Source organism: Luedemannella flava, from assembly GCF_039528515.1.
Lineage (GTDB): Bacteria > Actinomycetota > Actinomycetes > Mycobacteriales > Micromonosporaceae > Luedemannella > Luedemannella flava.
The window spans coordinates 1-7,792 of record NZ_BAAALT010000087.1 but is presented as its reverse complement, the minus strand read 5'-3'; the positions used below and the strand labels follow the sequence as shown (position 1 = coordinate 7,792).

Below are 7,792 nucleotides of genomic sequence, written 5' to 3'. Positions count from 1 at the left end.
GCGCCGGCGGGCGGTCGCGGCGCCGGCCGCGTGCAGGGCCGCGACCATGCCGGGCGCGTCGGTGTTCTCGGCGCGCCAGCCGCCGTCGGGACGGCGTACCAGAGTGTTGGCGGGGATGATCGCGGCGGCCAGCGGGCCGACCTCGTCGGCCACCGCGAGCGCCACCTCCTTGAGCGGCATGGTCAGCGACATGCCCGCCCACTCGGGGCCCACCCGGGCCACGAACCCGGCCAGCCCGTCCTCGTCGACCTCGTGCGCCGCGTACGCCCAGTCGGTGAGGCCGGCGGCGGCGTAGCCCGCGTTGTGGATGACGGGCGAGAGCGAGTGCGCGATCGGCTTGCCGAGCACCCCGGCGCGGTGGGTCACGGTCACGCCGGACAGCCTACTGGGCGCCGGTCAGCACAGCGGGATCCCGTTCCTGCACGCCGTCCGGATGTTCCTGGCGTGCTCGTCCAGCGTCGTGGCGAACGCCGTCGTCCCCGATTTATCGATCGTCACGAAGTACGTCCACGGGCCCTTGGCGGGGGTCATCGCGGCCCGCAGGGTGTCCCTGCCCGGGTTGCCGATCGGGCCGAGGGGCAGCCCGGCCTTGTCGTGGGTGTTGTACGGGTTGTCCGGGTCGTGGATCTGCGCCTGGGTGAGGTGCTCCGACCTCGCTCCGCCCGCGCCCGTCAGCCGCAGGTAGTAGTTCACCGTGGTGTCCATGCCGAGGCAGGCGCAGGGGAAGCCGCCCTTGTACGCCCGGTTGTAGATCACCCGGGTGACCTTGTCGAAGTCCTCCGTACGGGAGACCTCCGCCTGCGCGATGGACGCCGCGATGAGCGCCTCGTACGGCGAGATGTTCAGTGTGGTCTGCACCGTGTCGGCGAACGTCAGCTCGGTGGTGACCTCGTTGAACTTCTCCACCATCTGGCTGAGCGCTTCCTTGGCGGTGACGTCCGGCGCGAACTCGTACGTCGCCGGGAAGAGGAAGCCCTCGACGGTCGTGGCGGACCTTTTGCCGTCGTCGCGCTTGAACCACCAGTCGGCCACGCCGAGGTCCCGGGGCTTCCCGCCCGCCTCGACGAAGTCCTTCACCGGGATGTCGAGCGCCTTGGCGAGCTTGGCGTAGATGTCCAGGGTCATCTCACCCTCGGTGACCGTTACGCGGTTGACCACGCGGTTGCGCTCCGGGTCGAGCAGGCGGGCCAGGGCCTCCTTGGCGGGCATCTGCTTGACCAGCTTGTAGAAGCCCGGCTGGACGTTGGTACTGCGCGGGTCGTCCTCGGCCGCCTCGATGTACGCCTTGGCGCTCTTGACGACGCCGCCGTCGTACAGGGTGTTGGCGGTGTCCGTGATGGTGCCGGCTTTGACCTCGACCGTCACCGTCTGGGTGCCGACCGCCGTGTAGTCGGGAGCGTTGAAGAACTCCTGGATCCTGCCGACGCCCCAGTAGACGCCGCCGCCGAGGGCGGCCAGCAGGATCACCGACATGAGCAGGGCGAGGAACGAGCGCCGCCGACCGCCCGACTCTCTGTCGGGCGGCTCAGCCATCGGCCTACCGAGCGTGCCGGCACGATGACTCATGGTCATCGGCACAGCCTAGCGGCGCCCTGCCCATCCCGCAGGACGCCGCGCGACACTCATCCGCACAGATAGCGCTCAGCGTACTGAACTTCCGGCGCGGCGGATTCAGGCAACATTGAGGCGGGGAGCGGTCCATCGCTCCCCGCCATCACACGATCAGCAGAGATCGAGACCGTTCTTGCACGCCAGCTGGATGTTCGCGTCGTGGCCGGCCTGGTCCACCGCGTATGCCATCGTGCCCTTGTCGTCGATGCTCATGAAGTACACCCACTTGCCCTTGGCAGGAGCCATGGCGGCCTGCAGGGTCTCCTTGCCGGGGTTGGCGATCGGCCCCGGCGGCAGCCCCGGCTTCTTGTGCGTGTTGTAGGGGTTCTTGAGGTCGTCGATCTCGGACTGCAGGATCTTGTCCGAGGACTTCGCGTGCTTACCCGTGATCACCAGGTAATAGTTGATCGCGCTGTCCAGACCGAGGCAGGCGCACGGGAAGTTGCCGCCGTAGGCACGGTTGTAGAGGACCCGGGTCACCTTCGGGAAGTCCTCCTTGAAGACTGCCTCCTCCTCGGCGATCGAGGCGGCGATGAGCGCCTCGTACGGCGAGATGTCGAGGTTGGCCTGCACCGTGTCGGCGAACTTGAGGTCACCGGTGACCGTGAGGAACTGGTTCACCATCATCTTGAGGATGTCCTCGGCGGTGGCGTTCGGCGGGAACTCGTAGGTCGCCGGATAGAGGAAGCCCTCGATGCCGCCGGCCGCCTTCTTGCCGTCACCACGCTTGAACCACCAGTCGGGCACGCCGAGGGCCTCGGGGTCCTTTGCCGCCTTGGTGAAATTTGCGACGGGGATGCCGGTCTTCTGCGACAGCAACTTGAAGATCTCGATCGAGACCATGCCCTCGGGGATCGGCACGCCGTTGACGACGCGGTACTTCTCGGGGTTGAGCAGGCGGCCCAGCGCCTCCTTGGCGGGCATCTGCTTGACCAGCTTGTAGAAGCCCGGCTGCACGTTCGTGGCGCGCGGGTCGCTCTCGGCCGCCTTGATGTAGGCCTTGGCGGACTTGACGATGCCGGCCTCGAAGAGGGCGTTGGCGGTGTCCGTGATGGTGCCCGCCTTGATCTCGACGGTCACCTCCTCGGTGCCGACCGCCGTGTAGTCGGGGGCGTTGAAGAAGGCCTGGACCTTGCCGACGCCCCAGTAGACGCCGCCGCCGAGGGCGGCCAGCAGGATCACCGACATGAACAGGGCGAAGAACGAGCGGCGCTTGCGGCCGCGCTCCCGGCGCTTCTTGCGCCGCGGCGGTCCACCGCGGCCGCCGCCGGCGCCGCGTTGTCGGGGCACGCCGGGCCGGCTCTGACTCCCCCGCTGGCGCCTGGGATCGTACTGCTCCTCCCAGGCCAGATCGAGATCGTCAATCATGTCCGCCTCCGCTTGTCCACCCACTGTTGCAGGATCTCCACGGCGGCCACCTGGTCGATGACCGCGCGTTGGCGCTTTCCCCTTACCCCACGTTCGGACAGCCTACGGGTCGCCGCAACCGTCGACATCCTCTCGTCGGTCAGCACAACCGGCACGGGGTCGATCAACTTGCCCAGGACCTGGGCATATGTCCGGGCGTGGTGGGCCGCGATCCCCTCGCTGCCGGCCAGGGTCACCGGCAGGCCGACGATCACCTCGACCGCTTCGTACTCCCGGACGTACTCTGCGATCTGTTGCATATCGCGAAAGACGTGTGGCTTGTCGCTATCGGTCTTCCCCTCGACCGGACCCGCGTCGCGGGCCAACGTCGCCACGGGAGTGGCCAGGATGCCGTCGGGATCGCAGCGGGCGATGCCAACGCGAACAGCGCCGACGTCGACACCGAGCCGGACTCCCCGGCGCCAGCCGTCATCGGGCTGCGCGGTCACCACATCGCCACCTCAGACAGCGGCCGGGCAGGCTCGGGGCACCCGCGTGGGACGGCCGCTCCGGCCCAGCCTAGCGGCTGGCCGGGCGGCCGTCGTGATCACCGTCACCCGTGGGTGCTCACGTCACCCGGCGGACGTGACAAGTCTCTCCACGGCGGCGAGCAGGCCCGGCGCCTGGTCGGCCGGGACGCCGCCGCCCTGGGCCAGGTCGGCGTTGCCGCCGCCGCGACCCTGCAGCGCACCCTTGACCAGGTCGCCCGCGCCGAGGCCCTTGTCCTTCGCGGCCGGGTTCACCGCGACGACCAGCGACGCCTTGCCGTTCGCCCGGCTGGCCACCGCGACCACCGCGGGCCGACCGGCGAGCTTGCCGCGCACGTCCTGGGCGAGGGTCCGCACGTCGTTCGCCGACGTGCCCTCGGGCGCCTCGGCGCCCACGTACGCCACGCCGTTCAGGTCGCGCGCCGCCGCCGCGAGGCCGGCCGCGTTGCCCAGCACCAGCTGGGACCGCAGCTTCTCCAGCTCCTTCTCGGCGTCGCGCAGCGCGGACACCGTCTGCTCCACCCGCTCGGCGACCTGCTCGTTGGGCACCTTGTACAGCTCCGCCAGGCGGGACACGAGCAGGTGCTCCTTCGCCAGGTGGTGGAAGGCGTCCATGCCGACGAGCGCCTCGACCCGGCGCACGCCCGAGCCGATCGACGCCTCCTGCAGGATCTTCACCAGACCCAGCTGGCCCGAGCGCGGCGCGTGGGTGCCGCCGCACAGCTCGCGCGCGTAGTCGCCGACCTCGACGACCCGCACCTCGTCGCCGTACTTCTCGCCGAAGAGCGCCATCGCGCCCAGGCGCCGCGCCTCCTCCTGCGAGGTGATGAACGCCCGGACCTCCAGGTCGGTCATGAGAACCTCGTTGACCTGGGACTCGACGTCCGCGAGCACGCTCGTGGGGACCGCGCCCGGGGTGTTGAAGTCGAACCGCAGCCGGCCCGGCGCGTTGAGGGAACCGGCCTGCGTCGCGGTCTCGCCGAGGAAGTTACGGATCGCGGTGTGGACCAGGTGGGTCGCCGTGTGCGCCCGGGAGATCGCCCGGCGGCGGGTCACGTCGATCTCGGCGTACCCAGCCTCGCCCGCGCGGATCTCGCCGCTGAGCACGCGGCCGCGGTGCACGATGACGCCCGGCACCGGCTGCTGCACGTCGAAGACCTCGACCTTGCCACCGCCGACCGTGATGACGCCGAAGTCGGCCTGCTGGCCGCCACCCTCGGCGTAGAACGGGGTCGCGTCGAGCACCAGCTCGATCTCGTCGCCCTCGCCCACGACCTGCAGGCCGCCGCGACCGCCGAGCAGCGCGCGCACGGTCGACTCGCGGGCCACCTCCTGGTAGCCGGTAAAGGTCACCGGGCCGTGCTCGTCGAGCACCGACCGGTACGCCGACAGGTCGGCGTGGCCCGTCTTACGCGCCTGCGCGTCCGCCTTCGCCCGCTGGCGCTGCTGGCCCATGAGGCGCCGGAAGCCCTCGGTATCGACGTCGAGGCCCTGCTCGGCCGCGATCTCCAGGGTCAGGTCGATCGGGAAGCCGTACGTGTCGTGCAGTTGGAACGCCTTGTCGCCGGACAGCGCCTTGCCGCCCGCCTTGCGGGTGTCCACGATCGCGGTGTCGAGGATCGTGGTGCCCGACCGCAGGGTCTGGAGGAACGTGTCCTCCTCCGCGTACGCGTACTGGGAGATGCGGTCGAAGTCGTCGGCCAGCTCCGGGTACGACGGGGACATGCAGTCGCGGGCGATCGGCAGCAGGTGCGGCAGCGCGCGCTCCTGCCAGCCGAGCAGGCGCATCGCGCGGATCGCGCGACGCATGATGCGGCGCAGCACGTAGCCGCGGCCCTCGTTGGACGGTGTCACACCGTCGCCGATGAGCATCAGCGCGGTGCGCACGTGGTCGGCGATGACGCGCAGGCGCACGTCGTCCGGGTGCGACTCCGCGGCCACCTGACCCGAGTTCGCGCCGTACTTCCTGCCGGTCATCTCCGCCGCGCGGGCGAGGATCGGGCGGACCTCGTCGATCTCGTAGAGGTTGTCGACGCCCTGCAGGATCGACGCGATGCGCTCCAGGCCCATGCCCGTGTCGATGTTCTGCTTCGGCAGGTCACCGACGATCGTGAAGTTCTCCTTCGACGTCACGTTGGTGATCTCGTACTGCATGAAGACGAGGTTCCAGAACTCCAGGTACCGGTCTTCGTCGACCTCCGGGCCGCCCTCCTTGCCGTAGGCCGGGCCGCGGTCGTAGTACAGCTCCGAGCAGGGGCCTGCCGGGCCGGGGATGCCCATCGACCAGAAGTTGTCCTTCTTGCCACGGCGCACGATGCGCTCCGCCGGCAGCCCCGTCTGCTTCCAGATCTCGATCGCCTCGTCGTCGTCGAGGTAGACCGTCGCCCAGATCCGCTCCGGGTCCAGGCCGAAGCCGCCCTCGTCAACCGACTTGGTGGACAGCTCCCACGCGAGCGGGATCGCGCCCGCCTTGAAGTAGTCGCCGAACGAGAAGTTGCCGTTCATCTGGAAGAACGTGCCGTGCCGGCTGGTCTTGCCGACCTCGTCGATGTCCGGCGTGCGGATGCACTTCTGCACGCTCACCGCGCGCGGGAACGGCGGGGTGCGCTGACCGAGGAAGTACGGGACGAACTGCACCATGCCGGCGTTGATGAAGAGCAGGTTGGGGTCGTCGATGGCCGGCAACGGGGCGCTCGGCACCACGGTGTGGCCCGCCGCCTCGAAATGGGCCAGGAACCTGCGCTTGATCTCCGCGGTCCTCATCGTCGGTTGTGCTCCTCGTCCCGGTAGTCGTACTCGTCGTCGTAGTCGTCGAGGTCCTCGAACGTGACCCCTTGATCGAACGCGGCGTGCAGTTGGGCCTCGCGCTCCGCCATGCCGTCGCGCACGTCGGCTACGAAGTCTCGCACCGTGTCGAGGACCCCGGTAGCGGATTCCCGCGCCGACTCGGCGATGCCGCCCGGCGAGTAGCGCTGGGCGACCTGGCTGACCTTCCGCACGACCAGCACGCCGACGGCCACGCCGATGCCGAGCCAGAGCAGGCGCTTCACGAGAACAGCCCCTTGCCCCTACGGGCCGCGCGGCGCTGCGCCTTGAGGCTGGCGCGCACCTGCGCCTCCTCCTCCGCCATCTTCTTCTTCTGCGAGGCGCGACGCAGGCCGTAGCCGAACGACGCCACCTTCACGAGCGGGTTGGCGGCCGCCGCGGTCACCACCGTGGCCAGGTTGGCGACGTTGGCACTCACCTGCTGGACGTTGCGGCCGACCACGTCGAGCCGGGCCAGCTGCACGTTCACCCCGTCGAGCGAGGTGTGCACCTGGGTCAGGGCCACGTTGACGTTGTCGATCGTCGTGTTGACCTTGCCCAGCAGCGGGCCGGTCTGGTCGGTCACGTCGTTGAGCGCGCGGGTCGCCGCGTCCACGGTGTGCCGCAGCCGCAGAATAGGCACGGCGAGCACGAGCACGAGCATGACGAAGGCACCGGCCGCGATCAGGGCAGCCATCTCTCCTGGGGACATGCCGAACCCCTTTCCCGTGGGACGCCCCCGCCACACCCGGGACGGGCACACCATGATTACCGTGCGCACACCCGCGCACCGCACGACACTACCGCCCGCCTCCGGCGCTATCGCGACGGGCGGCCACAAACCGGGCCGGTGTCGTGCCCGGCCGTCAGCCCTCGCCGGCCTTCGGGTAGCTGAGCGCGTTGTACACCTTCACGGTAGCGAGCGAGCCCGGGCAGGCCTGCGTCCCGCCCCCCGCCGGGGGGGCCGCCGACTCCGTCGCCTTGGTCGCGGCGGCGGCCGTCGGCCGGGTCGGCTCGCAGATGGGGGCGCGGATCCAGAGGTCGAGCACGTACTCGTCGCGGTGCCAGCAGGAGGCGATGCCGTCCTCGTACGTCGGGCAGGTGCCCTCCGTGCGGGGGCGCCAGCCCTCCTCCTTCAGCGCGGCGACGTACGCCAGCTGGGTGTCGTCCGGGCCCCGCTCCGACTGCCAGGTGCGGTCGCGGAAGCGGCACTCGCGGATGCACCAGCGGCTGCCGCTGACGAAGTCCTCCGGGTGGCCCGCCGCCCAGTCCGGCAGCGGGAGCGAGTCGAGGGCGTGCATCACCGGGTCGCGGCTGACCGTGGTGGCCCACAGGTAGCCCGCCGGCGCGCCCAGCAGGATCAGCGCCATCGCGGCGATGGCCGCGGCGCGCACCCGCTGGGCGCTGCTCGCCCCCTGGCGCAGCGCCGCGCGGTTGACCCGCTCCTCGGTGCCGGGCCGCCCGGGGCCGGACCGGCCGGG

At 70.3% G+C, this 7,792-nt stretch carries 7 protein-coding genes and 1 pseudogene; all 8 read right to left on the bottom strand.

The genetic code is table 11. The features are described 5' to 3' along the window. A pseudogene (locus ABD211_RS16210) lies at window positions 1–348 on the bottom strand (shikimate dehydrogenase); the annotation flags it as partial. 48 nt (window positions 349–396) lie between these two features. Further along, entirely contained in the window at window positions 397–1,533 is a 1,137-nt protein-coding gene (mltG, locus tag ABD211_RS16205) for an endolytic transglycosylase MltG (RefSeq protein ID WP_344131838.1), read from the bottom strand. Window positions 1,534–1,722: 189 nt separating this feature from the next. Then, window positions 1,723–2,979, bottom strand: a complete 1,257-nt coding sequence (gene mltG / locus ABD211_RS16200) for an endolytic transglycosylase MltG (protein WP_344131835.1) — start codon at window positions 2,977–2,979, stop codon at window positions 1,723–1,725. Further along, window positions 2,976–3,467, bottom strand: coding sequence for a Holliday junction resolvase RuvX (gene ruvX, locus ABD211_RS16195; protein ID WP_425560424.1), 492 nt, complete (start codon window positions 3,465–3,467; stop codon window positions 2,976–2,978). The genes mltG (ABD211_RS16200) and ruvX overlap by 4 nt, the downstream gene beginning before the upstream one ends. A gap of 123 nt (window positions 3,468–3,590) precedes the next feature. Then, entirely contained in the window at window positions 3,591–6,269 is a 2,679-nt protein-coding gene (gene alaS / locus ABD211_RS16190) for an alanine--tRNA ligase (RefSeq protein ID WP_344131828.1), read from the bottom strand. Continuing rightward, window positions 6,266–6,556, bottom strand: a complete 291-nt coding sequence (locus ABD211_RS16185; protein ID WP_344131825.1) for a hypothetical protein — start codon at window positions 6,554–6,556, stop codon at window positions 6,266–6,268. The genes alaS and ABD211_RS16185 overlap by 4 nt, the downstream gene beginning before the upstream one ends. Further along, the gene (locus ABD211_RS16180; protein WP_344131822.1) at window positions 6,553–7,023 is read right to left on the bottom strand and encodes a DUF948 domain-containing protein; all 471 of its coding nucleotides are present in this window, start codon (window positions 7,021–7,023) and stop codon (window positions 6,553–6,555) included. The genes ABD211_RS16185 and ABD211_RS16180 overlap by 4 nt, the downstream gene beginning before the upstream one ends. 154 nt (window positions 7,024–7,177) lie before the next feature. Further along, a partial coding sequence (locus ABD211_RS16175) for a hypothetical protein (RefSeq protein WP_344131819.1) occupies window positions 7,178–7,792 on the bottom strand: 615 nt, incomplete at its 5' end.